Source organism: Pseudarthrobacter sp. HLT1-3 (genome assembly GCF_059383535.1).
This window is the reverse complement of record NZ_JBWZCJ010000010.1, coordinates 32,247-56,645: the sequence shown is the minus strand read 5'-3', so window position 1 is coordinate 56,645 and position 24,399 is coordinate 32,247. Positions and strand designations below refer to the sequence as shown.

The 24,399-nt window shown below is 67.5% G+C and carries 26 protein-coding genes and 1 pseudogene; 10 read left to right on the top strand and 17 right to left on the bottom strand.

Annotated elements, in window-relative coordinates; translation table 11 throughout:
- Positions 1–290: 290 nt before the first annotated feature.
- The gene (locus AC50X9_RS10645; protein ID WP_494893272.1) at positions 291–887 is read right to left on the bottom strand and encodes a TetR/AcrR family transcriptional regulator; all 597 of its coding nucleotides are present in this window, start codon (positions 885–887) and stop codon (positions 291–293) included.
- 125 nt (positions 888–1,012) lie between these two features.
- On the opposite strand from AC50X9_RS10645, the gene AC50X9_RS10640 reads away from it, so the two are divergent.
- The 3 genes from AC50X9_RS10640 (at position 1,013) to AC50X9_RS10630 (ending at position 3,543) form a co-directional block, all read left to right on the top strand.
- Positions 1,013–1,573, top strand: a complete 561-nt coding sequence (locus AC50X9_RS10640) for an NAD(P)H-dependent oxidoreductase (protein ID WP_494893270.1) — start codon at positions 1,013–1,015, stop codon at positions 1,571–1,573.
- A gap of 192 nt (positions 1,574–1,765) precedes the next feature.
- The gene (locus AC50X9_RS10635) at positions 1,766–3,058 is read left to right on the top strand and encodes an aminotransferase-like domain-containing protein (RefSeq protein WP_494893268.1); all 1,293 of its coding nucleotides are present in this window, start codon (positions 1,766–1,768) and stop codon (positions 3,056–3,058) included.
- Between the two features lie 53 nt (positions 3,059–3,111).
- Entirely contained in the window at positions 3,112–3,543 is a 432-nt protein-coding gene (locus AC50X9_RS10630; protein WP_494893266.1) for a universal stress protein, read from the top strand.
- 35 nt (positions 3,544–3,578) lie between these two features.
- Here the strand turns inward: AC50X9_RS10630 and AC50X9_RS10625 are convergent, their stop codons facing one another.
- The 3 genes from AC50X9_RS10625 to AC50X9_RS10615 all read right to left on the bottom strand — a co-directional run bounded on the left by AC50X9_RS10625 (position 3,579) and on the right by AC50X9_RS10615 (position 7,350).
- Positions 3,579–4,523, bottom strand: a complete 945-nt coding sequence (locus tag AC50X9_RS10625) for a CPBP family intramembrane glutamic endopeptidase (RefSeq protein WP_494893264.1) — start codon at positions 4,521–4,523, stop codon at positions 3,579–3,581.
- 83 nt (positions 4,524–4,606) lie between these two features.
- Positions 4,607–5,578: an alpha/beta fold hydrolase gene (locus AC50X9_RS10620; RefSeq protein ID WP_494893262.1), complete on the bottom strand. Its 972-nt coding sequence runs from the start codon at positions 5,576–5,578 to the stop codon at positions 4,607–4,609.
- Between the two features lie 167 nt (positions 5,579–5,745).
- The gene (locus AC50X9_RS10615) at positions 5,746–7,350 is read right to left on the bottom strand and encodes an AMP-binding protein (protein WP_494893260.1); all 1,605 of its coding nucleotides are present in this window, start codon (positions 7,348–7,350) and stop codon (positions 5,746–5,748) included.
- A 221-nt stretch (positions 7,351–7,571) separates the two neighbouring features.
- Here AC50X9_RS10615 and AC50X9_RS10610 point away from each other — a divergent pair, with 221 nt between their 5' ends.
- On the top strand, positions 7,572–7,910 hold the full coding sequence (locus AC50X9_RS10610) for a hypothetical protein (protein WP_494893258.1): 339 nt from the start codon (positions 7,572–7,574) through the stop codon (positions 7,908–7,910).
- 195 nt (positions 7,911–8,105) lie between these two features.
- Here the strand turns inward: AC50X9_RS10610 and AC50X9_RS10605 are convergent, their stop codons facing one another.
- The 5 genes from AC50X9_RS10605 to AC50X9_RS10585 all read right to left on the bottom strand — a co-directional run bounded on the left by AC50X9_RS10605 (position 8,106) and on the right by AC50X9_RS10585 (position 11,827).
- A complete protein-coding gene (locus AC50X9_RS10605; RefSeq protein ID WP_494893256.1) occupies positions 8,106–8,690 on the bottom strand; it encodes a flavin reductase family protein in 585 nt (194 codons plus the stop codon).
- A 185-nt stretch (positions 8,691–8,875) separates the two neighbouring features.
- Entirely contained in the window at positions 8,876–9,724 is an 849-nt protein-coding gene (gene catA, locus AC50X9_RS10600; RefSeq protein WP_494893254.1) for a catechol 1,2-dioxygenase, read from the bottom strand.
- Positions 9,725–9,929: 205 nt separating this feature from the next.
- Entirely contained in the window at positions 9,930–10,208 is a 279-nt protein-coding gene (gene catC, locus AC50X9_RS10595; protein WP_494893252.1) for a muconolactone Delta-isomerase, read from the bottom strand.
- Positions 10,209–10,250: 42 nt separating this feature from the next.
- Positions 10,251–11,351: a mandelate racemase/muconate lactonizing enzyme family protein gene (locus AC50X9_RS10590; RefSeq protein ID WP_494893463.1), complete on the bottom strand. Its 1,101-nt coding sequence runs from the start codon at positions 11,349–11,351 to the stop codon at positions 10,251–10,253.
- Positions 11,348–11,827, bottom strand: a complete 480-nt coding sequence (locus AC50X9_RS10585) for a LysR family substrate-binding domain-containing protein (RefSeq protein WP_494893461.1) — start codon at positions 11,825–11,827, stop codon at positions 11,348–11,350. The genes AC50X9_RS10590 and AC50X9_RS10585 overlap by 4 nt, the downstream gene beginning before the upstream one ends.
- Before the next feature lie 22 nt (positions 11,828–11,849).
- On the opposite strand from AC50X9_RS10585, the gene AC50X9_RS10580 reads away from it, so the two are divergent.
- Positions 11,850–12,065 (top strand): hypothetical protein, encoded by a 216-nt coding sequence (locus AC50X9_RS10580; protein ID WP_494893477.1) that lies wholly within the window; start codon positions 11,850–11,852, stop codon positions 12,063–12,065.
- Between the two features lie 87 nt (positions 12,066–12,152).
- Here AC50X9_RS10580 and AC50X9_RS10575 read toward each other — a convergent pair.
- The 5 genes and pseudogenes from AC50X9_RS10575 to AC50X9_RS10555 form a co-directional block, all read right to left on the bottom strand.
- A pseudogene (locus tag AC50X9_RS10575) lies at positions 12,153–12,278 on the bottom strand (LysR family transcriptional regulator); the annotation flags it as partial.
- 122 nt (positions 12,279–12,400) lie between these two features.
- The gene (locus AC50X9_RS10570) at positions 12,401–13,906 is read right to left on the bottom strand and encodes a dihydrolipoamide acetyltransferase family protein (protein ID WP_494893250.1); all 1,506 of its coding nucleotides are present in this window, start codon (positions 13,904–13,906) and stop codon (positions 12,401–12,403) included.
- Positions 13,907–13,944: 38 nt separating this feature from the next.
- Positions 13,945–14,925, bottom strand: coding sequence for an alpha-ketoacid dehydrogenase subunit beta (locus AC50X9_RS10565; RefSeq protein WP_494893248.1), 981 nt, complete (start codon positions 14,923–14,925; stop codon positions 13,945–13,947).
- Positions 14,925–16,235, bottom strand: a complete 1,311-nt coding sequence (gene pdhA, locus AC50X9_RS10560) for a pyruvate dehydrogenase (acetyl-transferring) E1 component subunit alpha (protein WP_494893246.1) — start codon at positions 16,233–16,235, stop codon at positions 14,925–14,927. Before pdhA ends, AC50X9_RS10565 begins: the two co-directional genes overlap by 1 nt.
- Before the next feature lie 147 nt (positions 16,236–16,382).
- Positions 16,383–17,501: a histidinol-phosphate transaminase gene (locus tag AC50X9_RS10555; protein ID WP_494893244.1), complete on the bottom strand. Its 1,119-nt coding sequence runs from the start codon at positions 17,499–17,501 to the stop codon at positions 16,383–16,385.
- 59 nt (positions 17,502–17,560) lie between these two features.
- Here AC50X9_RS10555 and AC50X9_RS10550 point away from each other — a divergent pair, with 59 nt between their 5' ends.
- Entirely contained in the window at positions 17,561–17,947 is a 387-nt protein-coding gene (locus tag AC50X9_RS10550; RefSeq protein ID WP_494893242.1) for a phage holin family protein, read from the top strand.
- Here the strand turns inward: AC50X9_RS10550 and AC50X9_RS10545 are convergent.
- Positions 17,898–19,328, bottom strand: coding sequence for a hypothetical protein (locus AC50X9_RS10545; protein WP_494893240.1), 1,431 nt, complete (start codon positions 19,326–19,328; stop codon positions 17,898–17,900). The genes AC50X9_RS10550 and AC50X9_RS10545 overlap by 50 nt on opposite strands.
- Positions 19,329–19,381: 53 nt before the next feature.
- Positions 19,382–19,792 carry a hypothetical protein gene (locus AC50X9_RS10540; protein ID WP_494893238.1) on the bottom strand — a complete coding sequence of 137 codons (411 nt, stop codon included), beginning with the start codon at positions 19,790–19,792 and terminating at the stop codon, positions 19,382–19,384.
- A gap of 186 nt (positions 19,793–19,978) precedes the next feature.
- Between AC50X9_RS10540 and purB the strand changes: the two genes are divergently transcribed.
- From purB to AC50X9_RS10525, 3 genes are all read left to right on the top strand, one after another.
- Positions 19,979–21,421 (top strand): adenylosuccinate lyase, encoded by a 1,443-nt coding sequence (gene purB, locus AC50X9_RS10535; RefSeq protein WP_494893236.1) that lies wholly within the window; start codon positions 19,979–19,981, stop codon positions 21,419–21,421.
- Positions 21,418–22,089 (top strand): histidine phosphatase family protein, encoded by a 672-nt coding sequence (locus AC50X9_RS10530; RefSeq protein ID WP_494893234.1) that lies wholly within the window; start codon positions 21,418–21,420, stop codon positions 22,087–22,089. Before purB ends, AC50X9_RS10530 begins: the two co-directional genes overlap by 4 nt.
- An 85-nt stretch (positions 22,090–22,174) precedes the next feature.
- On the top strand, positions 22,175–22,678 hold the full coding sequence (locus tag AC50X9_RS10525) for a GNAT family N-acetyltransferase (RefSeq protein ID WP_494893232.1): 504 nt from the start codon (positions 22,175–22,177) through the stop codon (positions 22,676–22,678).
- A 3-nt stretch (positions 22,679–22,681) separates the two neighbouring features.
- On the opposite strand, the gene AC50X9_RS10520 is transcribed toward AC50X9_RS10525, so the two are convergent.
- The gene (locus AC50X9_RS10520; RefSeq protein ID WP_494893230.1) at positions 22,682–23,722 is read right to left on the bottom strand and encodes an FAD-dependent monooxygenase; all 1,041 of its coding nucleotides are present in this window, start codon (positions 23,720–23,722) and stop codon (positions 22,682–22,684) included.
- Between the two features lie 117 nt (positions 23,723–23,839).
- Here AC50X9_RS10520 and AC50X9_RS10515 point away from each other — a divergent pair, with 117 nt between their 5' ends.
- On the top strand, positions 23,840–24,274 hold the full coding sequence (locus tag AC50X9_RS10515) for an acyl-CoA thioesterase (protein ID WP_494893228.1): 435 nt from the start codon (positions 23,840–23,842) through the stop codon (positions 24,272–24,274).
- Positions 24,275–24,399: the final 125 nt, after the last annotated feature.

Here is a 24,399-nt window from a genome sequence, read left to right as displayed (position 1 = left end):
CCTCGCAGCTCGCAGGATTCCTGACAAGATTCACGACTCGATCCTTCCGTAGTCCCCGGCCGGCAGGGGGTTACCGCCGCCGATCCGGGATCTGGGCCCGCGGGTAGCTGGCCGCCCGCGGGACGCCAGTCCTTGTGGACTATGTCGCGGGTCACATTCCAGAGGAAACTATCACATGAGCCCCGCCGCCCCTACGCCCGCTCCTCCGGCGTTCCGCGCGTCGGGTACCAGATCGGTATGAATAAGTCCCGGGAATTGATTTGGTACGGCCCAGCCGGGATCCGGTTGGGCTAGACCCGGCGCGCGACGCGCGAGACGAGCTCACGCCAGGACGCGGCGAGCCGCTCAGGGGCCACCCCGTGCACCCGGACGGCGTGCATGATCCGTTCCGGCTCCAGGACGGCGCTCAGCGAAGTGGCCATCAGCCAGGGTTCACCCGTCACGCCCGCCTCCCGCAGGAGCATCTCCAGATGGCGGTGCCACAACACGGCCGCCGGGACGTCGAACCGGTTGTAGGCCGAGACGTCTGCGGCACGCGCAAGCTCGCCGTATTCCAGCACCCAGGCGATGCGCTCCGCGCCGAAAGCAATGAGCCGCTCCAGCGGCGGGGCGCCGGGGCCCAGCGGCGGCGGCCCGAAGATAAATCGCTCCTGGAATTCAGCCTCGGCGTCGCTGAGCAGCGTCATCATGAGTCCTGCCCTGCTGCCGAAGCGGCGGAACACCGTCCCTTTGCCCACGCCGGCCCGGTCCGCCAGGGAGGCCATGGTCAGGCCGTCCGCGCCGCATTCGTCAATGAGTTCGCGGGCAGCCCGGAGCAGCAGCTCGCGGTTGCGGGCGGCGTCACGGCGCTCAGGCTCCACTGCCGGGCGGATTGGGATCAAGCTCACACCGCACAGTCTAGCTCCGGGGAAATAGAACCGGACCGCAGTCCGTTTAGATCTGTGAAGGCCGGCAAAGCCTCCATAATCAGCCAGCCGCAGTTCCGTCCGCGGCGCCACATTTAGGAGTACCCATGACGAACACCGTTCTCACCCTGGTCGGCAGCCTGCGCGCCGACTCCACTAACCAGAAGCTCGCCGAAGCGATCCAGCTGAACGCTCCCGAGCACGTTGAGGTTCTCATCCACGAGAGCCTCGGCAACATCCCGTTCTACAACGAGGACATCGACGTCGAGGGCCAGGTCCCCGCCGCCGCAGCCGCCCTGCGCGCCGCCGCCAACGACGCCGACACCCTGCTCCTGGTCACCCCGGAGCACAACGGCACCGTCCCCGCCTCGCTGAAGAACGCGATCGACTGGCTGTCCCGCCCGTACGGTGCCGGCGCCCTCTCCGGCAAGCCGACCGCCGTCGTCGGCACCGCCTTCGGCCAGTTCGGCGGAGTCTGGGCCCAGGACGAGGCCCGCAAGGCCGTCGGCATCGCCGGCGCCCAGGTCCTCGAGGACGTCAAGCTCGCCGTCCCAGGCTCCATGGTCCGCTTCGCCGAGGTCCACCCGAAGGACGACGCCGAGGTTGTCGAGCAGATCAAGGGCGTCTTCGCCGCCCTGGAAGAATCCCGCACGGTCGCCGCAGCCTAGTTTCCAGCTGAACCCTGAACACCCCCGGCGCGCGTCAGCGGCCGGGGGTGTTCTGCGTCCGGGGCAGCACTCCGTCCCGCGGCCTTCGCGCCGGGTCACGATTTCCGCAGCGGATTCCGGGCCCGGAGCCTTTTTGAAATTTTTGGCAACAAAGGTTTTCTATATGACAACACGGGTTGTAGGCTGGGAGATGTGACCCACGAAACACTTGATGCCGCCGCAGAGGTACTCCCGGCAGAGGCAATTGATGCAATCGAACGCGCGGCTACGTCCGCCCACCGCCACGAGGACCTCTTCTCGGAGCGCGCAGCAAATATCAAGCAGTCGGCAGTCCGCGATGTCTTCGACATCTCGATGCGCCCCGGCCTCGTCTCGCTGGCGGGCGGCAGCCCCTACCTCCAGTCCCTGCCACTGGAACGGCTCGGTCAGACCGCCGCGAAGATCATCGCCGAACAGGGCCTGACCGCACTGCAGTACGGCGGCGGACAGGGCACCGAGGAACTCCGCACGCAGGTTTGCGAGGTGATGGCCGCTGAGGGGATCCTGGACGCCAAGCCCGAGAATGTTGTGATCACCGCAGGCTCACAGTCGGCGCAGGATGTTGCGACGAAGGTCTTCTGCAACCCTGGCGACGTGGTGTTGGTCGAGGACCCCACCTACGTCGGCGCCCTCAACACCTTTGAGGCCTACCAGGTCGAGGTCGCCACGGTGCCGATGGACGGCGACGGCATCATCCCGGACCTGCTCGAGGCCAGGATCGCCGAACTGCAGGCGGCCGGCAAGAACATCAAGTTCCTTTACACCATCCCGAGCTTCAACAACCCCTCGGGCATTACTCTGTCCGTGGAGCGGCGGCAGCAGGTCGTCGATATATGCCGCAATGCGAATATCTTGGTGCTGGAGGACAACCCCTACGGGCTGCTGCGTTTCGACGGCAAGCCGCTCACCACGCTGAGGGCCGCCAACCCGAACGACGTCATCTACATGGGATCCTTCTCGAAGATTTTCGCGCCCGGCCTTCGCATCGGCTGGGCCCTCGTCCCGGCTCACCTGCAGCGCCGCTACTACCTGGCCTCGGAGGCCGTCACCCTGTGTCCGCCGACCCTCAACCAGATGCTGGTCTCCGCGTACCTGCGCGACTACGACTGGCGCGGCCAGATCGAGACGTACCGGGGGCTGTACAAGGAGCGCTGCGATGCGATGTTGGCCGCACTCGACGAGTACATGCCGCCGGGCCTGAGCTGGACCCGCCCGGAGGGAGGTTTCTTCGTCTGGGTCACGCTGCCCGAGGGCGTGGACACCTACCCGCTCCTGAAGAAGGCGATCGACGCCGGGGTGGTCTTCATTCCCGGTGCAGCATTTACCCATTCCGACAATCCGTCCAACAAGATCCGGCTGGCCTTCAGCGCCGTCCCGCCGGAGTCCATCCGCGAAGGAGTACGACGGCTGGCGCCGGTCCTGCGCGAAGCCATCGCGGCGCTGTAGCCTGAGTCATTGGTGCATGGCCGAAGTCGTTCGTCGAGCTCAAGGAGCATTTCATGACCGGAATTATTGTTGTCGGCGTTGACGGCAGCGAGACTGCCCTGAAGGCCGCGCACACAGCCCGCGACCTGGCTGCCTCGCTCGGGGCCACCCTGCATGTGGTCAGCGCGTTCGACAGCGACAGGACCGAGGTCTACGGCAGCGGCAGCGACAAGTGGATCGTCTCCGACGCCGGGGACGCCGAAAAGGTTGCCCGGAGCGTCGCGGACAGCCTCCGCACCCCGGCACTGCACGTTACCTATGCCGCTGCCCGCGGCAAGCCGGCCGAGGCCCTGATCGACGAGGCGGCACGTTCCGGGGCCCAGCTGATCGTGGTCGGGAACCGGAGGATGCAGGGACTCGGCCGGGTGCTCGGCAGTGTCGCGAACTCCGTGGCCCACAACGCCCCGTGCGACGTGTATATCGCGAAGACCGACGCTTCCGAGTAGGTGCTCCCCCGGACGCGCCGGGGGCGCTGCAGCCCTCATCCCATGCTGTTAAGGGCGACATGCACCACGGAGGGGACGAGCATGTTTCTGGTCCGCTCGAACAGGACACCGAGCGCCAGCCCGATAAGTGACTGGTGAACGATGGTGCTGGCAATCGCCGGCACCAGCCCGGCGTGCCCGGTGTTGGTAAAGCCCAAGCCAAGATGCCAGACGCCGAAGACCAGCGCCTGGAGCACCAGCGCCCACCCCGCGCCCGCCAGGAGGCGCAGCCGTGTCTGCAGCACGCCCCTGAAGAGGAACTCCTCAACGAAGCCGCTCTGGATAAAATCTGATCCGAGGTTTCCCAGCAGCCTGAGAACTGTCGACTGCCCGGTTGCCAGGACAAAGACGAACCACGCGAACGGCAGGGCGCAGCAGATCAGCAGCGCCCGACCCACCCGGTGGCCCGGCCCGAAGCCCAGGCCGGGCAGACGGGCGCCCGCGAGCAGCAGCAGCGCCAGCGGTATCGCGACGTACGTCACCGGGTTGACCACAAAGGTCCCCAGACCAGCGCCGAACCATTGCTCCCCGAGCCGTCGGAGCCAGTCAACCAGCGCCGTCCACCCCGGCAGGCCCGAGTCTTGCGGCAGAACATGGTGGAAGGCAAGGTTGTTCCACCCGGTCAGGACGACGAACGCCAGCCCGATTCCGAGCTGCAGCCAAACGCGGCGGCGTTTCCCTCTGGTGGTGACTCCGGTGCGGGCAACCACTGCTGGTACCGGCTGGGTGGCTCCGACCACCAGCAGGCTGAGCAGCAGCAAAATGCAACCTACCAGCAGGCTCACCAGCACCGACAAGCCGGCACCTCCGATGGCGAGCACGAGCGCGCTGGCGGACCACAGCGCGGTATAGAACCAGGCGGACGGCGATGCAGCGACCCGCTTCAGCGTGTGGGTAATGTTGGTGCGAAAATCCGACGTTGGGCGTGTCGTGAGAACCATGCTGTACCTAACCTCTCATCGATCTGTCGGCCGGTATTCCCGCCGGATGACACGGTGCTCCGCCGCAGCTTCCGGCTGCTCGTTCAGCGGAGGAACTGCCGCAGTGCGTCGCCCATTTCCCGGGAGTGTGTCCAGTGCAGGTAGTGATCGCCCGGGAGCACGACGAGCTGGGATCGTTCAAGCGACTCCAGCTGCCGTTCGTGGGCGGGATACCACTCGGAGTTGGCGGTGACGAGCTGTTGGGAGAGGAACGCCAGCACGGGAAGATCCGACGGATAGCCCAGGGCGGACACCGCTGCGAAGTTCCCCGCCATCTGGTTGTTCTCGTCGATGACCGCCGGGTTGGCATAATTCCAGACCGTCATCGACCGGATCGCCCCGATCGCGGCCTCCGGATACACCCCGGCGGGGGCGGCCGGTGCGGTGAGGGCAGGATTCAGAGCCGTCATCCACCGCACCCAGCCGCTGACCGACAGGAGGCGTTCCCACGGACTTCTCCGGGGTGCCAGAGCGAAGTCCTCAGGGACCGTCGCATCGATCGTCACGAGGGCCGAGACCTCACCGGGGAAGCGATTGACGTAGTCCAGGCTGTAGATTCCGGCCAGCGAGTGGGACACCAGCACGTACGACCCCTGGATTTTCAGCCCCGCCAGGGTGTCGTGGAGCTCGGTCGAGATGTTCTCGACGGTGCGGGCGGTGACATCCAGGTCACTGTAGCCGTACCCGAACCGCTCGATGACCACGACCGTGAAGTCCTCATCCAGTTCATCGATGAGTGGCTTAAAGTCCAGCGCCGGCGAGGCCGCGCCATAGCCGCCGAGCAACACCAGGGTCCGGTCCGAGTCCCCTGCCACCAGGACGTTGACCTCGCCGCCGCCAATGCTGATTTTCTCGCCGTAGGGACGGGTGTTCGCTTTCTCGAGCGCACCAATGGCCAGGTTGGTCACTGCGGAGGCCGCAACCAGCACAACCAGCGCGAGACCGACGGCGCCGAGAACCCGCAATACCCTGCGCGTTCCGCGAGCCACGTTCTTCGGAGCAGAGGAGGTCTTCAAGGACTGGGTCCACTTTCACTAGAACGCGCAGGTCCGGACGTCGGCTGGTCCTAACCTAGTCGACGACTCCACGTCGGCGCTGTGGCGTGCGCCACCCTCGGAGCGGACTGTCTGGTCCGCCGTGGCGCCCGCGGGCCCCGGTCACTATCGTCCGGTGCCCGCGGGGCTCAGGCCTGCCCCGCCGCCGCCCCGGCAGTCTTCAGCATCCGCCGCAGGATCTTGCCGGAGGAGGACTTCGGCACTGCGTCGATGAATTCGACCCGGCGGATCTTCTTGAAGGGCGCCACTTTGGCGGCCACGTAGTCCATCACCGCGGCCTCATCGAGCCGCCCGCCGTCGTCCCCTGGCTGGCGCACTACGAACGCCATCGGAACTTCCTGGCCGTCGGCGTCGGAAGTTCCGATCACCGCGGCGTCGGCGATGCCTGGGTGGGTGAGGAGCAGCGCCTCAAGCTCCGCCGGTGCGATCTGATAGCCCTTGTACTTAATCAGTTCCTTGAGCCGGTCCACGATTGTCACCACGCCGTCGGCGCGCACGGTGGCAATATCCCCGGTGCGCAGGAAGCCGTCGGCGTCGAGGGTATCCGCCGTTTCCTCGGGCCGGTTGAGGTAGCCCAGCATGACGTTCGGTCCGCGGCACAGCAGGTGTCCGGGCGCGCTGGTGCCCTCGTCCGGGAAGCCGATTTCCTCCCCGGTGGCAGGATCCAGCAGCCGGCAGTCCATGTTGGGGACGGTGAATCCGACCGAGCTGACGGGCGGTTCGGTGGCGTCCAGCGGAATCAGGTGGGACACCGGGCTCATCTCGGTCATGCCGTAGCCCTGCAGCACCCGGCAGCCGAGGCGTTCGGCCAGCCGGCTGCCCAGTTCGCCGTCGAGCGGCGCGGCACCGGACAGGGTGGTGTGCACGGAGCTGAGGTCATAATCGGAAACCAGCGGGTGCTTGGCCAGGGCCACAGCAACCGGCGGGGCGATGAACAGATAGCTGCATTTCTGGTCCTGGATGATCCGCAGGAACTCGGCCAGCTCGAATTTCGGCATGGTGACCAGGCAGGCACGCTGGCGCAGGGCGAGGTTCAGCAGCACGGTCAGGCCGTAGATGTGGAAGAACGGCAGCAGTGCCAGCAGCCGGTCGTCCGGGGTGACTCTGAGCAGCCCGCGGGACTGCTCCGCGTTGGCCACGAGGTTCCGGTGGCTGAGCATGACGCCCTTGGGCCGGCCGGTGGTTCCGGAGGAGTACGGCAGCACGGCCACGTGCGTAGCCGGATCGAAGCTGACGTCCGGGGCCGGGGCGCCGGCACTGAGCAGGTCCTGCAGCGAGGGGTGGCCGGCGGCGCCGTCGAGGACAACGAGCCGGTCGGCCGGGATTCCGGCCCGCGCCGCCGCTTCCTGGGCAGCGGGGAGTAAGGCGGAGACGGTGAACAGCCAGTCCGCGCCGGCGTCGTCGAGTTGAAGGGCGATCTCGTCCGCCGTGTACAGGGAGTTGACGGTGGTGACTGTCGCACCGGCCCGCAGCAGTCCGTGGAAAACGACGGCGAACGCCGGGACGTTGGGGCACAGGATGGCTGCGACGCCGTGGAGGCCCAGTCCCTGGGCCGCGACGGCTCCGGCCACGGCGTCAATCTGCGCCACCAGGGCCCGGTAGCTGATTCCCGCGCCGGTTGTGCCGTCGACGACGGCGATCCGGTCCAGGTCCGCCTCGGCCAGGCCGCCAAAGAGGTAGTCGTACAGGCTGAGGTCGGGAATTTCCACATCGGGGAACGGGCTAGAAAACACGCAACATCTCCTTTGATCCGCGTCCGCCCAGCTGGCGGCGGCTGGTGCCACTCTAGTGCCGCCAAGCCCTGCTGGACAGGACCGGCGCCGGGCCGCGTCACCCCGTCCAGTGGGCAGCCTCACGCCGATCTTGGCCCGCCGCAGCCCGTGGCCGGCGGTAAAATTGAGAGTGCCCCCAACGGCGTGGACATCCTAGATTTCTTACTTTTCAGGGGATGAAAATGCCTACTCTTCAGCGCCGCCAACTCGTTGGTCACGACATTCTCCTGGCCCGCCATGGCAATCACATCTGCTCCCTGCGTGTGGACCGCCACTCCGGCAGGGTGGTCGCTTTGCTGGACGACGGTTCCACGGACAGTGCCCCCAACGTGATCACGCCGAGCCTGCGGATGCCCGAAACGATTCGGAGCGTGCTCCGCGACGACTGGAAGTTCTTTGCCGTGGTAACCGCGGTCAGCACGGGCTTCGCCGGCGCGTTGTTCGCAGCCGCTGTCGCCCTCGCCGGGATCAGCAGCGACCCCGAGATCACCGCCCTGTTGACGAGTTACACGGGAAGCTAGCCCTAGCGTCGTACGCGTTCCCGCCCAGTTACTGGCGGTGCGAAGGCGATTTTGCGACGGACCAGCGCGGAAATCCGGGGGCGCTGCATGGTTCGGGCCGAAGCACGCCGAAGCAACTGGGCGTGAGCGTCGCTTCGGAGTCCATCCGGGCTCGACTGGGCTCCCGGACCGGGCGTCGGCTAGACCGGGCGTCGGCTACAGCGGTCTGGGGCCGTGAGGCGGTTTGAAGGAACTGGAGCCGGCGAACCAGCCCGACCCGGTGGCCGTCCCGGGGTGATTCCTCCCGGTGTCTTCGACTCGGCGTCCGATCAGGTGGAACCCGCCGCCAAGGGACAGGAGGGGTTCACGCTCGGTGACGTTGATTCCGATGACCTCGCCGACGACGATGATGTGGTCGCCTCCGTCGTAGATGTTCCACGGCCGGCATTCGAGCGTGGCGGCGTTCCGGGTCAGCACCGGGACGTTGCCCTCCAGGGTCCACTCCGGTTCCTCCTCAGGGGCCTTGCCGGCAAAGAAAAGTGCCGCCGGCAGCTGGTCGAGGGACAGGACGTTGATCGCGAACGGGGCCCCTTCAAGGTAGCGGGCGGCGCGCGAGCTGCGGGTCAGGGTTACCTGGGCCAGCGGCGGGTCCAGGGATATTGCGGTGAAGGCGCTGACGGCGGCCCCCTGCGGCGCACCGTCATCCCCCCGGGTAGTGACCACGGTGACACCGCTGGCGAATGAACCGAAGGCCTGGCGCAGATCGCGGGGATCAATGGCCCGCATAACTTTCTGATCCATGGGCCCCTCCTGTCTGCTGGTGTCAGTGCGTGCTGTCCAGTGAGTGTTGTCCGGTGCGTGCTGTCCGGTGACTAACTCAGCGCTGACCGCCCCTTATTGTGGGCGGACGGCAGTACGGCGTGTGCCGGCGTGATCTGCGTCGGGCCCGGGGGCGCTTGGGTGCCGCCCGGGCCCGACGCAGAGGCTTAGTCCTGGGGGTCGAGGACGAAGTTGTAGGTGACTTCGCGGCCCTTGCTGTCGGCGCGCTCGGTCGGGGCGAGGATGAGCTCCGGCTTCACAGCCGAGGCAATGTCGTCTGCGACGTGCTCGTCACCCTGGAAGTACAGCTGGGTGGTGATGAGCTGGTGCTCCGGCGCTGAAACCTTCAGGTGGAGGTGGGCGGGGCGCCACGCGTGCCAGCCTGCCGCGGCGATGAGGGCACCACATGCGCCGTCGGTGGGGATCTGGTACGGCGCGGGCTGCATGGTGTTGATCTGGAAGTTTCCCTGGGCGTCGGCGACGATGGAGCCGCGGAGATTCCATTCGGGCAGTCCGGGAGCGAACTGGGAGTAGAAGCCGAGGTCATCGGCGTGCCACAGTTCGATCAGGGCGCCGGCGAGCGGCTCGCCCGCGACGTTCGTGACCTGGCCCTGGAACAGCAGCGGGGTGCCCGGTTCGTCGTCGCGCATCGGCAGGGTGGCCGGGGTGTTGAGCGTCGGTGCGTCCGGGATGTAGTACGGTCCTTCGATGCTGCCCTTGGAACCATGGCGGTTGGAGTTGGCGACCTCCTCGACGGAGTGCTCCACCCAGACGTCCAGGAACAGCGGCCATTCGCCGTCCTCACCGACCTGGATCAGCCAGGCCTTGAAGGCGTTGTACTCGTCGTAGGTGACTTTTTCGTCGAGGACGATGTCATTGACGGCCTTGACCAGCCGGCCGGCCAGGGCGCTGACCCGCTCCTGGCTGGTGCTGGCGGCGATGTGCTTGTTCTCGCGGAAGCGGGCGGTTGCGCCTGCGCCCGAGGAGGCTGCTGTGGCTTCGGTTTCCAGTGTCATGGTGACTCCCTTGTCAGTAAGAACGATGGTAAAGGCGGGTGCCGGCGGGTTCCCGAGTGGCAGTTGCGCTGCGCGCCGTGCCGCGGATCACATCAGGTGTTGTGTCCACGGTAGGCCCGCAATTGAGCGATGGGAAATACCTATTTCCGCCCTATTGAAAGCTGTTCGATATGAATGCGCGTGGGCCAGTCGACGTGCGCTGAGGCTATTCGACCGCGGAAGGGTGCTTGGCCAGCGGCGTGACCTTGATGTCCATGTAGGGGAAGAGCGGCAGCCCGGAGAGCAGGGTGTGCAGTTCGTCGTTGTCCGCGACGTCGAACACCGAGTAGTTGGAATATTCGCCGACGACCCGCCACAAATGCGCCCAGCGGCCGTCGCGCTGGAGCTGCTGGGAATACTCCCGTTCCTCGGATTTGATGGCATCTGCCCGTTCTTTGGGCATGTCCAGCGGAATGTTAACGTCCATGCGGACCAGGTACATCATGCGGTTCTCCTTGCTGTGGGGATGGCTGTCTGGCCGGGTTTGTTAGTCCTGCCGGTACTGCTGCAGCTTGTCGACGTCGATGGCTGCGCCGACGCCGGGCACGTCGCGGACCCGGATGGCGCCGCCGGTGATTTCGAGCGGTTCCGCGAGCAGGTCATCCGTCATGTCCAGGTAGTTGGAGAGCTCGCCAGCCCGCCGGGAGCTGGCTTCGAAGGCCGCGCCGAAGGTGACTGTGGCGAGGCTGCCGACCTGGGTGTCGATCTGGTTGCCCATCGTGACGTCGACGCCGAGTCCCACGCAGAGGCCGAGGATCTGTTGGGCCTCAGTGAAGCCGCTGCGTGCGGTCTTGATGCAGATCGCATTGCTCCCGCCGGAGAGCAGTTCCCGGGAGACGTCGCCGAGTGTGGGGACGCTTTCGTCGCCCACGATCGGGATACTGGAGCTCTGTACCAGCCGGCGTCGGCCCAGAGCCTCCCCGGCGTCGCACGGCTCCTCCAGCATGGACAGGCCCAGGCCTTCGGTCCGGCGGAGGACCTCCATGGCCTCGTTCGCCGTCCAGCCGCGGTTGGCGTCGAGATAGATCTCGGTGTCCTCACCGAGTCCTTCGCGCAGCACATGGCAGGCCTCGACGTCGAGGGAGAGCGGCCGCCGTTCGGTCTTGAGCTTGAAGGTGTTGATGCCGTACATTTCGCGGAACCGCAGCGCTTCTTCCAGCAGTTCGGCGGCCGGTTTGAATCCCAGCATGTGCGAGACCCGCATGCTGTCGGTGAAACCTCCCAGCAGTTTGTGCACCGGGGTGCCCAACGAGATTCCGATGACGTCCCAGAGCGCAATGTCCAGCGCACCCTTGGCCGTGGGATTATTGACCGTCCTGCGGAGCAACTGCTGGACCTTGGAGCGGTCCAGGGGATCCAGCCCAATCAGCTGCGGGGCAAAGACCTTGGTCACGACCGAGAGGATCGAATCCTGGGTTTCGCCATAGGTGTAGGGCCGTGGTGGAGTGTCCGCGACCCCACAGATGCCGGTGTCCGTGTAGATCCGGACCAGCACGTGTTCGGCGGAGGTTACCTCGCCGCTGGCGAATTTCAGCGGCCGCGCGTACGGGATCGAATAGGGGATGGCCTCAATGCGTTCAATTTTCACTGCGGAATTCCTTTTGCGGCGGCTGTGGGCTGTGGTTCTGACGTTGATGGTGCTGGTGGCTCCGACGGCGGGAGCGGGTTTTGCTGCCGGCCCGGGTCTGCCGCGGGCAGGGAATCGAAGAGCTGCAGAAAGCTGCGCAGCAGGGGGGTCTCGGAGTCGCGGATCCAGGCGACGGCGAGGTCGACCGGCGGCGGGTTGCGAAGGGGGCGGAAAACCACACCCTGAAACGAAAACATCCGCGACGTCATCGGCACCAGGGCGATGCCGATCCCCGCCGCGACAAGGGAGAGCAGGGTGGAGGTTTCCCGCGCTTCCTGCACCAGCCGGGGCTGGAACCCGGCTTTCCGGCAGGCGTCCACGACGATGCTGCTTACTGCGGAGTAGCTCGGGTAGCCGATGAAGTCCTGGCCGGTGAGCTCCGCCAGTTCCAGGGTCCCTTTTTCGGCCAGCGGCGAGTCCGCCGGGAGTGCCGCCACCAGCTGATCCTGTTCGAGCAGTTTGAGGGCCACCGTTCCGGAGGGCGGACTCCATCTGCGGCGTCAGCATTTCGCCCTGGACGGTGATGCGGAGGCCGGGAAGGGTGCGGCGGGCGGTCTGGACGATGCTGGGCATCAGCCGGTAGGTGGCGGTTCCGGTGAAGCCGACGCGGAGGACGCCGGTGGCGCCCGCGCCGACCTGCCGCACGTCCTCCTCGAGCGCGCCCAGTTCCTGTAGCAGCAGCCGTTCGCGGTCCAGCAGGACCTGCCCGGCCGGGGTGAGGTCCACCTTTCGAGTGGTGCGCACCAGCAGGGGGGTGCCGAGCTGTTCCTCCAGCTGGCGGATCTGCTGCGACAGTGGCGGCTGGGCCATGTGCAGCCGCTGGGCTGCGCGGCCAAAATGGCGTTCCTCGGCGACGGCAATGAAGTACTTGAGGTGTCGCGTCTCCATTGAGGCTCCCGGGCAGCTCCGAGCAGGCAGTATGCCGTGCTCAGACCAGCTTAGGAGAGTGGATTAGTAAGGGGAAATACATATTTCCAAGTTATTGGGACGTTTTGCATACCAATGGCGGCTTAGTCGAGCAGCAGGGCCGGCTCTTCCAGGATCGCTGCCACGTCGGCCATGAACCGTGCCGAGAGGTCACCGTCCACCACGCGGTGGTCGAAGGAGCCGCCGAGGGTGGTGATCCAGCGTGGGATCACCTCGCCGTCGAGGACCCAGGGTTTCTGCTTGATTGTGCCGAAGGCGACGATCGCCACCTCGCCGGGGTTGATGATCGGGGTGCCGGTATCAATCCCGAGAGCGCCGATGTTGGTGATCGTCAGGGTCCCGCCCTGCATCTGGGCCGGCTGGGTCTTGCCGGCGCGGGCCGTGGTGGCGAGGTCATTCAGCGCCAGCGCCAGTTCCTTGAGCGAGAGATCCTGGGCGTTCTTGATGTTCGGGACCATCAGGCCACGGGGCGTCGCGGCGGCGATTCCCAGGTTCATGAAGTGTTTGACGTGGATCTCGGCGGAGTCGCTTCCGTCCGGGTTGTCCACCCAGGTCGCGTTGACGCTGGGGTTGCGGGCTGCGGCCCAGATGACGGCCTTGGCAAGGATCAGCAGCGGGGAGACCTTGATAGCTTCGAAATCGCGTGACACCTTGAGTCGCTTGACGAACTCCATGGTCCGGCTGGCGTCGACGTCGACGAAGATGCTGACGTGCGGGGCGGCGAAGGCCGACTCGACCATGGCCCTCGCGGTGGCCTTGCGGACCCCCTTGACTGGAATCCGCTCGATCCGCTGCTCCTGCGGGCGGCCGGTCTTGCCCCAGAACGTGTCGGCCTGGTCCACCTCGGCGTCGCGCTGCGCCTGGTAACTCACGAGGTCCTCACGGGTGACTTCGCCGCGGGCTCCGGTGGGGACGACATCGGCCAGATCGATACCGAGATCCCGGGCAATCTTTCGCACGGGCGGCTTGGCAAGGACTCTGCTGACCAGGCCGCTGATGGCGCCGCCGAGCGTGGGCCGCAGGTCGATGTTGTCAGCCGGGGCCGGGCGCTCCGCCTGGGCGACGGCCTCCGGGCTGATCCAGATGTCGTGCGCCTCAACGGGCTCGGCCAGCGGAACCGGCCTGGCGACGGCGCCTGTAGAAACCGCCGGCTTCGCCGCCGGAGCGGCCACCCGCCGGCGGCGCTTGACGGCGTCGGCCTTGGGACCGGAGCCCACCAGCGGACCGCCTGCCGGGCGCCCTGCCGGTTCGCCGGCGTCGGCCGTGTCCGGCTCCAGCGTTCCGTACATCGGAGCATCGGGGGCCGGGGCGGTGCCCGGAGCCGGGCCGGTTGCCGCGCTGGACGGCGCCGCATCGCTGACGCTGATGATCGGGGTCCCGACGTCGACTGTCAGGCCCTCAGGGACGAGCAGTTCGGTGACGGTTCCGGCGAACGGGGACGGCAGTTCCACGAGGGACTTTGCCGTCTCGATTTCGCACAGGACATCATTGATGGCCACCGTGTCGCCGGGTTTGACCTTCCAGGCGACGATTTCGGCCTCGGTCAGCCCTTCGCCCACGTCGGGGAGGTTGAACTTGTGGAGAGTCATGTTGTCCTTGGTGGGAGAAGGCGCCTCAGCGGAAGCGGTCAGTAGGAAAGGGCACGGTCCAGTGCTTCAAGGATGCGGTCGATGTCCGGCAGGTAGTCTTCCTCCACCTTGGCCACCGGGTACGGCATGTGGAAGCCGCCGACGCGGATCACGGGCGCCTCGAGCGAGTGAAAGGCTCGCTCGCTGATCCGCGCCGCGATTTCCCCACCGATTCCGCCGAAAGTCGGCGCCTCGTGGGCCACAACCAGCCGGCCCGTCTTCCGGACGGAGTCCGTGACGGTGTCGAAGTCGATCGGTGAGATGGACCGCAGGTCGATGACCTCGACACTGTGGCCGTCCTCCGAGGCGGCATTGGCGGCCGCCAGGGCCACCGGCACCAGGGGGCCGTAGACCACGACCGTGGCGTCCGTTCCCTCGCGGAGCACGTGAGCCTTGAACGGATCCGCGGACGCCCCGGGGGACTCAGTGTCGACTTCACCCTTGAGCCAGTAGCGGCGCTTCGGTTCGAAGACGATCACGGGATCCTGGCAGTCGACCGCCTGCTGGATCATCCAGTAGGCGTCGTGCGGGTTGGACGGGGTGATGATCCGCAGCCCGGCCGTGTGGGCGAACAGCGCCTCCGGGGACTCCGAGTGGTGCTCGATCGATCCGATGCCGCCGCCATAGGGGATCCGGATGACGACCGGCACGGTCAGGTTGCCGTTGCTGCGGGAGTGCATCTTGGCCAGCTGAGTGGTGATCTGATTGAAACCCGGGAACACAAAGCCGTCGAACTGGATTTCACAGACCGGCAGGTAGCCGCGCAGGGACAGACCGATCGCGGTGCCGATGATGCCGGACTCGGCCAGCGGTGTATCCACCACGCGGTCGGCGCCGAACTCGGCGATCAGGCCGTCGGTGACGCGGTACACCCCGCCCAACGGGCCGATGTCCTCGCCCATCAGCAGCGCCCGGGGGTGGTTGGTCAGTGTCGCGCGGAGGCCTTCATTGATGGCCTTGGCAATGGTCATGGTGGCCATCAGTTGGCCGCCCCTTCTGCCGGGGCCGTGGCTGCAGGTGCTGCCGTGCCTGATTGTGCCTGATCGGCAGACGCGTGATCGGCGGACGCCTCCTCGGCAAATCCTGCGCTGTACTCCTCGAACCAGGCCAGCTCCTCGGCCACCAGCGGGTGCGCTTCCACGTAGGTGTTGGCGAAAGCGGTCCGGATGTCCGGAGTTTCGAGGTCGTAGGTGGTCTTGCGGACATAGGCGGCGAGTTCGTCGCCGTCGGCCCGGACCTGCTCGAAGAAAGCGTCGTCGGCCAGCCCCTGGGCGCGGAGGTACTTCTCCAGCCGCTCCAGCGGATCCTTGGCCCGCCACCGGCTTTCCTCGGCGGATTCCCGGTACTTCGTGGGATCGTCGGCCGTGGTGTGGGCCCCGACGCGGTAGGTGAAGGCCTCGATCAGCACCGGTCCCTCACCCTGGCGGGCCCGTTCCAGCGCCCACTCGGTGACGGCATGGACTGCGATCACGTCGTTTCCGTCCACCCGGATGCCCGGGAAGCCGTAGCCCTTGGCCCGGTTGGCGAGCGGGATGCGGGTCTGTACGGAGCTGGGGACGGAGATGGCCCAGTGGTTGTTCTGGCAGAAGAACACGACGGGGGCCTTGTAGGACGCGGCGAACACCATCGACTCGTGCACATCGCCTTCGGAGCTGGCGCCGTCGCCGAAGTAGACCATCACCGCCGCGTTGGGCTCTGCGGCCTGGCCCGCGGCCCCGGCCCCGTCCGCGATGGCGGCCGCGGCCGCGAATTTCTGGTCGCGCTGGATGCCCATCGCGTAGCCCACGGCGTGCGGGGTCTGGGCCGCGAGGACCAGGGTATAGAGGTGGAAGTTGGTGTCCTTGGGGTTCCAGCCACCGTTCGAGACGCCGCGGAACTGGCGCAGCAGTTCGGCAAGGTCCACGTTGCGGGTCAGGGCGACGCCGTGCTCGCGGTAGGTGGGGAAGATATAGTCCTGCGGCTGGCTTGCCCTGCCGGAGCCGATCTGGGCGGCCTCCTGGCCGGTGAGCGGCACCCACAGCGCCAGCTGGCCCTGCCGCTGGAGCGCGGTGGCCTCAACATCAAAGCGGCGGATCCTGGCCATGTCGGCATAGAATCCGCGCAGTTTCTCCGGGTCGATCCGCTCGGCGTACGCCGAGAAGACGGGATCGGAGCCGAGAGTTCCGTCCGGAGCGAGGAGCTGCACCATCGGCTCGGCAGGATCGCCCAGCCGCGCTTCGGCTTCCGCCTCAAGCCGGTCCTCAATGTCGCTTCCGTCGAACTCGGTAGCGGGCAGATGTGTGGCGCCCATACCGTCTCCTTGCTTGCCGCATCCGAATGCGCCGCAATCGCTGGGATATATGCCGGACCGGTAATACATTCCCGGTCCGGCATATATTTTGGCTTACTGGTCCTTACTTTATCCGCAGCAGCCAGGCCGCGGCCGTCATGTTAAGCGCTAGGAACGCCGGGGCGGTTTTGTATAGATCGAACAGAGTTCCAGGAAGCGGGTGTTGGCCTCCGCCTCGCCGATGCTGACCCGCACCCCCTCGTTGGCAAAGGCCCGCACGGAGAGGGCACGTTCCGCCGCAAGGGCGGCGAATTCCGCACTGTCGGCGCCCAGATCGAGCCAGACGAAGTTGCCCTGGGCTTCCGGAACGTACCAGCCGAGGTCACGCAGACCGGCGGTGACCCGGTCCCGTTCGTCCACGATGCTTTGTACCCTTTCTACAACCTCGCCGAAGTGTCCCAGTGACGTCACGGCCGCGGATTCGGCGATCTGGGAGACCGCGAACGGGGTGGCGGCGACGCGCAGGTACTGCGTGAGGTCGGGGTGGGAGACGCTGTAGCCGACCCGCAGCCCCGCCAGGCCGTGGGCCTTGGAGAACGTCCGAAGGACAACAACGTTGTTGTACTTTCGGTACATTTCGATGCCATCGACGGCGTGCTCGTCGCGGACAAACTCCTGGTAGGCCTCATCGATGACTACCACGACGTCGGAGGGGACCCGCTTGATGAAGCGCTCGGTTTCCTCGGCGGTGAGAATAGGGCCGGTGGGGTTGTTGGGCGTGCACAGCAGGATCATCCGCGTGCGCGCCGTTACTGCTTCGGCCATGGCGTCGAGATCGTGGCGGCCGTCACCGGTCAACGGGATCCGGACGCTCTCTGCCCCGGCCAGGCCCACGGAGATCGGGTACGCCTCGAAGGAGCGCCAGGCGTAGATGACCTCGTCCGGCTTGCCGTCGTCGTTCTGCCCGGCGAACGTGGCCAGCAGCTGGTTCAGGGCCCCGAGGCTTCCGGCTCCGGTGACGATGTCCTCGGCGGGAACATCGAGGAATCCGGCGAGGGCGGCGCGCAGCCTGCTGCTCAGCGGATCCGGGTAGCGGTTGAAGTCGCTTTGCGCCGCGATGGCCTGTTGCACTGCAGGGATCGGGGGGAGCGGGTTTTCGTTGGAGGAAAGCTTGTAGCTGGCCAGACCCTCGACGGGGACGGGCGGTTTGCCGGCCGCGTAGCGGGGAAGAAGGTCCATCACGGGACGGGGCCTGACGCCCCCGGCCGTGTTCTCTGATGAAGTCATGCCAACCAGCCTACTTCCCGGTCCTGCCACCGGCGGCGGGGTTATGACAGCATGGGCCCATGCGCTCATTCATCGTTCGAGTCATCATCAACGGTCTGGCCCTGGCGTTGGCATGCTGGGTCCTCAACGGCCTGGACATTTCCACGCCCGGCAACGACACGGCCAGCGTCCTCCTGGGCTACCTGTTCATCGGCTTGATTTTCGGCCTCGTCAACGCCTTCGTCAAGCCCATCGTCAGCGTGCTGTCGCTGCCGATCACCATCCTCACGCTGGGGCTGTTCACGGTGGTCATCAACGCGGCAATGCTCTACCTGACGTCCTGGATCAGCAGCTACACCACGGTGCACTTCACCATTGACAGTTTCTTCTGGACCGCCGTGTTGGCCGCCCTCATTGTCAGCGCTGTGTCCCTTGTGGCGAACCGCCTTCCCGCGCTCGAGCGTTAGGACCGACGCCGGCAGCATCTCCCCGCCCGGGCCGCGGCCCCGGCGCCTGGGGCTGTCCGGGGCGCGGCGGCATGGCGTCGCGCCGCAGGGAGAAACGGGTGACCGTGGCGGTGCCGCCGGCGCCCACGACGCCCACGAGCGCAGCGGTCGAAGCCTGGAGTGACGGGTCCGGGCTGGCTGCGGCGATCCGGGCGCTGTCGGCGTAGCGGCCCATCTCGTGGCCCGGTCCCATGCCGGGGCTCAGCCATTCGTGGCCGGGGATCGGACTGGCCGAGGTCACGGTTACCCGGTTTTTAGTGTCCGGGTTGGGCAGCCCGTCCGCCCCTGGCACCCAGTCCTGCTCATGTTCCAGATGCAGGCTGCTGGTGCCGGCAACCGGCTCGATCCCGCCCACCGGCGAACCCGCCGTGAGCACGAACTTCAGATCGTAGTCGGCCAGGAACGCCCTGTCCTGGCTGAGGTTCATGGCGTGGATACCGCCCTGGCTGAAGCCGACCGCCGCCACCTGGTCACCGGATTCGGCGCCCGCCTCAGCCAGCGCCTGTCGGATGGCCGCGGCTGTTTCCGCCGAGCCGAAGCCAAGTCCTTCCGCGATGCCGCCGGTGTCGAAGGGGTTGGTGCCCGGCGGCAGCCCCTCGAGCTGTGTGCCGGGGATGACCACCACCCAGGCGCGGCTGCTGCCCTCCCCCAGCTCGAGGACCTCGATGTCCCCGCTGTTCCGGCCGACGGCCTCGGCCCGCAGCAGCAACCCTGCCGGTGACACGTCGACCTCTTCGGTCCGGGTTTCCCGGCCGGCGATCCGGACCGGCCTGGGCCGAAGGAACTCCAGGCCCTGCCCGGCCGTCAACCCGCGGATGGCCGAGCGGACACCGGCCGCGCTTCCCGCTGTAGCCGCTGCCGCGGCCACCCCCGTCACGCCTTCCGCCCCGGCCGGCAGGCCAAGCAGGAGCGCCAGCCTCGTGGGCGCCTGGGCGATCTCGTCCTGCACCGAGTCGCGCACGGTGATGGGAGGCAGCCCGAACAGTCCCCACAGAGGCCAGAACCCGGGACCGGTCCGGGCGATCCGCAGCAGCAGGGTGTTCCCGGCTTCGGCGGACTCATACTCGTGATGGCTCGCCCGGACCTCGTTGCACAGGCGCTCGAGCTCCATCCGGACGCGGCCGACGGCGCGGCTCCCTTCCCCGACGGCGATAATCGCCTGGCTGCCACTGGAGTACGCGTCAAACTGGTAGGGGAACAGGGCCCGACGCACTCCGTCGGTCTCCGCCTCCACGGCAGCCAGCTCCCGGACGACTCCTTCCAGGACCGCAACCCCGGCAAGCAATTCCTCGAACTGGAAGCTGAGTCCGCCCACTCCCCCGCGGATCATGAGACCGTCCACGGGAGCGGCGGATACCGGCGCCCCACCGGTGCCGGCTGGTGAGGCCTCGGCCATTAGTAGCCCGGCCGTCCAGAGGATACGGCCACGAGCTGGGCATGCCGGAGCACCGCGGCAACAGCCTCCTGCAGGGCCGTTCGACTCCGACTCAGGGCCGCAGCCTGCAGCGACAGCGCCGTCCGGTACGCCCTGCCGGCCGGGGACTGCCAGCTTTGCAGTTCCGTCCGGACGAGCTGGGCCAGGACGGCGTCGGTGCGGTCTGCGCAGGCGGCCAGGCGGGCGCCCAGCTGCTGGACCTCATAGCAGCGCGAAGCGCAGGCGGCGGTGTCGGAGGCCAGCAAGGCGCCCGCCGACGCACTGCCGCCGGCGGTGCCCACGGTGCCGTTTCCGGCGGTGCTGTCTCCGGCAGCGCCATGTCCGGCAGCTCTGTATCCGGTGGTACTGGTGCTGCTGGTCCCCGAGCTCATACCACCGACGCTAGGGAAACCGGCCGGCGGACTGAAGCTCCCAGAGTGGTTATGTGGACAACGCCGGCAGAACAGCCGGACCGAAGGGCCGGCGAACCGGTCCCCAGGATCCCGGCGCACCCCGGCCGGAAGTCACATGGATCGGCGCGCTTAAGGCCCGGAGGCAGTTCGTGAAAGAATCGGCCTATGCCTGAAACTGCCGCCACAGCCGATACCCGCACGCCGTCCGGACGCCTGGCCCTCGCCGCGTCCGACCTCCAGATCGCGCTCGGCCCGCTGGACGGCCGATACCAGTCCGCCGTCGCGCCGCTGGTCGACTACCTTTCCGAGGCCGCCCTTAACCGCGACCGGGTCGCCGTCGAGGTTGAATGGCTCATCCACCTGACGGGCAACAACGTGCTGCCCGGCGCCGGGGCACTGACCGCCGAGCAGCAGGAGAAGCTGCGCGCCATCGTCACCGAATTCGACGCCGGCTCCGTGCGCGAACTGGCGGAGATCGAAGCTGTGACGGTGCACGACGTCAAAGCCGTCGAATACTACATCGGCCGCCGCCTGGCCGGCATCGGGATCGAACACCTGACCGCCCTGGTGCATTTCGGCTGCACCTCCGAGGACATCAACAACCTCTCCTACGCCCTGGGTATCAAGGGCGCCGTGGAGGACGTGTGGCTGCCCGCAGCCCGGACGCTGGTCGCACAGATCAGCGCCATGGCTGAAGCCAACCGGGCGGTGCCGATGCTTTCCCGCACGCACGGCCAGCCGGCCACCCCGACCACGCTCGGCAAGGAACTGGCCGTCATCACGCACCGCCTGACCCGCCAGCTGGACCGGATCTCCCGGACCGAGTACCTCGGCAAAATCAACGGCGCCACCGGCACCTACGCGGCCCATGTGGCCTCCGTCCCCGGCGCCGACTGGGAGCACGTCGCGAAGAGCTTCGTCGAAGGCCTGGGCCTGAACTGGAACCCGCTGACCACCCAGATCGAAAGCCACGACTGGCAGGCCGAGCTGTACGCCGACGTCGCGCGGTTCAACCGGATCCTGCACAACGTCTGCACGGACATCTGGAGCTACATCTCGATCGGCTACTTTGTGCAGATCCCGGTCGAGGGCGCCACCGGTTCCTCCACCATGCCGCACAAGGTCAACCCGATCCGTTTCGAGAACGCCGAGGCCAACCTGGAGATCTCCTCCGGGCTGCTGGATGTCCTGGGCTCCACCCTGGTTACCTCCCGGTGGCAGCGCGACCTGACCGACTCCTCCTCGCAGCGCAACATCGGGGTGGCATTCGGCCACTCACTGCTCGCCGTCTCCAACGTGGCGAAGGGACTGGACCGCCTGAAGGTGGCGGAGGACGTGCTCGCCGCGGACCTTGACACCAACTGGGAAGTCCTGGGCGAGGCCGTCCAGATGGTCATGCGCGCCGAGGCCATCGCCGGCGTCGAAGGCATGGAGAACCCGTACGAGCGGCTCAAGGACCTGACCCGCGGGCAGCGCGTCGACGCCGCCCGGATGCAGGAGTTCGTCCTCAGCCTGGGCCTGTCCACCGACGCCGAAGCCCGGCTGCTGGCGCTCACCCCCGGCAAGTACACCGGCATCGCGGACAAGCTGGTGGACCACCTCGCATGAGGCTGCTGCTCATCCGCCACGGCCAGACACCCGGAAACGTCCTGGGCCAGCTGGACACCGCGCACCCCGGACCCGGCCTGACCGACCTCGGGGAGCGGCAGGCCGCCGCCTTGGCGCGGTCGCTGGCGAATGAGCAGGTCGACCTCCTGTTCGCGTCCACGCTGATCCGTACCCAGATCACGGCGCAACCCCTGGCCACCCGGCGCGGACTCGACGTCGGCATCCTCGCGGGCCTGCGGGAAATCGAGGCGGGTTCCCTGGAAAAGCTGACAGACCATGAATCGCACCAGCGCTACTTCGGAACGGTCGCCGCCTGGACCGCCGGGGACCTGGACCGCCGGATACCGGCCGGGCCCAGCGGCCACGACTTCTTCGACCGGTTTGACGCCGCGATAGCCCGGATTGCGGGCGCAGCCGGGGGCGCCCCGGGTTCCGGCGCGGTGGCCGTGGTGAGCCACGGCGCCGCCATCAGGGTCTGGGCAGGGCTGCGTGCCGCCAACGTGGAACCCGAGTTCGCGGTCCGCCACGTCATTGCCAACACGGGCATCGTGGCGCTGGAGGGCGATCCCGACGCCGGCTGGCGGCTGATCCACTGGGACGAGAGCCCCGTGGGAGGCCTCGCCCTGGCGGATCCGACGGCGGAGGACCCCACCGGCCGTCCGGCGTAGCGCAACGCTTACCGGCAGGAAACACGGCTGAAACGGCAGGTGCCTAGCCTTAGACTGCATAACCCTTCGGCGAAACGAGGCAGTCATGCAGACCAACCCGCGGCTTAACATCCGTCAGGTCACCTGGGCCAACCCGGTGGGCGCGGATCTCCGCGCCGCCCAGCAGGCCGAACTGGACGCCCGCTTCGGCACCAACGACCACGAACCCGGGCCGCCGCCGTCGGACGCTGACACGGCCGTGTTCCTCGTCGCCCACGACAAGGCGTCCGGGCAGCCCGTGGGTTGCGGCGGGCTGCGCATCCTCGACTCGCACACGGCGGAAATCAAAAGGCTCTATGTGCTCCCGTACACCCGCGGCTCCGGGGTGGCCAGTTCCATCCTCGCGGCCCTGGAAGGACATGCCCATTCCCTCGGCATCACCTCCATCACCGCGGAGGCCGGTTCGGTGCAGACGGACGGCCGGCAGTTCTACGAGAGCTCCGGCTTTGCCCCGGTGCCGAACTTCGGACCCTACGTCGGGGTGGAGCATTCCTCCTGCTACGCGAAGGCGATCGACTCGCACAGCGCAGCGCACACCGCCATGGCCTAGCCGTCAGCGTTCGACGCCGGCGCCGCCCCGGCTGCCGGCCAGCCGCAGCAGCCGGTCGCGCAGCGGCTGGGCACCCTCCGCGAGTGCCAGCCGTGCCATCGCCGAGGACGCCACGCGCAACGCCTGGCTGCGCAGCAGTCTCCGCCGGTTGTACGCCCGCAGGGCCTCCGGGAGCGGGCGGGAGTTGAGCAGTTCCGCGAGCGTGACGGCGTCGATCAGCGCCTCGCAGGCGCCGCGGCCCAGGTTGGGGGTCATGCCGTGCGCCGCGTCGCCCACCAGCACCGCGCCGTCCCGCCCGTAGCTGCCCGGACAGAGCACCGTCCAGACCCGTTGCGCCAGCGTCCCGGCCGGCGTCGCGGCGGCCAGGACCCGGTCCATGCCGGCGGCCCGGCCGGAAAAACGCGCGCGGGTGTGGTCCAGGGCTTCTTCGACGTCGATGCCGCCGGGCCCCAGCGCCGAGCGGTACGAGGCGTACCAGTAGGTCCGGTCCCGGGACGCGGGCGCAATGCCAAACAACTGTCCGCGGCCCCAGTATTCACCGCCGCCGCCGGACGGGACCGGCTCGTCGATGATGCCGCGTAGCGCAAGATAGGGGCTGAGCCTGGCCCCGGTGCGCTCGCCCCAGACGCTCCGGCGGACAATGCTGTGCACTCCGTCGGCGCCGACCACAAGGCCCGGACCCGGCAGTGCTGCCACCTCGCCGTGGACCCTGGCAACCGAGTCGGGCACCGCCGCGTCCAGCAGCCGGAGCAGATCCGCACGGGACACCCCGATGACGCCTGATGCCCCGGCCGTGAACAAAACGTTCCCGGCTCCGTCCCGGAGCGCCAGGGCTCCGAAGCCCGATCCGGCCGCACGGACCGCCGGGAGAATGCCCAGCACGGCCAGGGCACGCTGGGCTTCCGGCCACACGGCCAGCGACGCCTCCACCGGCGGCGGCTCTGCGCGGCGCTCGTGGACGGTCACCGTAAAGCGGTGGGGGTCAAGGCAGGCGGCCAGCGCCAGGCCGGCGATGCCGCCGCCGATGACCGAGATTGCGTCCATGCCCAGAGTCTACGGCCGGCGCTAGCGCAGCGTTGGGCGGGACGTTGGGCAGGGCCGGTGGCAGTGCCGCCGCCGTCACACAGGGTCCGGCGTGCCGGCGTCGGCTAACCTCGCACTATGGAAAAGGCAGACATCACCTTCCGCACCCGAAAGTGGGTGCGCCCCGAAGACCTCAACGCGAACGGCACGCTGTTCGGCGGGAGCCTGCTGAAATGGATCGACGAGGAAGCCGCGATCTACGCCATCCTGCAGCTCGGCAACGGCCGTGCCGTCACCAAGTACATCTCCGAAATCAACTTCGTCAGCTCGGCCGTCCAGGGCGACCTGATCGAGATGGGGCTGACCGCCACCCGCTTCGGCCGGACATCGCTCACCATGCGCGCCGAGGTCCGGAACATGATCACCCGGCAGAGCATCCTCACGATCGAGGAAATCGTTTTTGTGAACCTCGATCCGCACGGCAAGCCCGCACCCCACGGCTACACCGGGATCACCTATGACCGGGACCGGATCCCGACGCACCACCTGACGGAGACGCTCGCGGAGAACTAGGGACCAGCCGGGTTCGACGACAGCCAGCGGCCGTGCCGACGCGACCGATATTCACGGCCCGTTAAGACGGGGGAAGCCAGCTGTTGCGGCAGGTCGACCAGACTCGAGGCCCCACTCCGAGTTAT